1 rRNA gene is annotated in these 225 nt (G+C 53.3%); it reads left to right on the top strand.

Features of this window, described 5'->3' with window-relative positions:
• A 23S ribosomal RNA gene (locus tag CJ260_RS12640) occupies window positions 1-225 on the top strand; the annotation flags it as partial.

Genomic DNA, 225 nt, shown 5'->3' with positions numbered 1-225 from the left:
GGCGTGCCTATTGAAGAATGAACCGGCGAGTTACTGTTGCCAGCGAGGTTAAGCGGGAAACGCGGAGCCGAAGCGAAAGCGAGTCTGAACAGGGCGGCAAGTTGGTAGCAGTAGACCCGAAACCACAGTGATCTACCCATGTCCAGGTTGAAGCACAGGTAAAAATGTGTGGAGGACCGAACCAGTGAGCGTTGAAAAGCTTTTGGATGAGATGTGGGTAGGGGT

Source organism: Megasphaera sp. ASD88, from assembly GCF_002287425.1.
GTDB classification, from domain to species: domain Bacteria; phylum Bacillota; class Negativicutes; order Veillonellales; family Megasphaeraceae; genus Megasphaera; species Megasphaera stantonii.
This window is presented reverse-complemented; position numbering and strand designations above follow the sequence as displayed.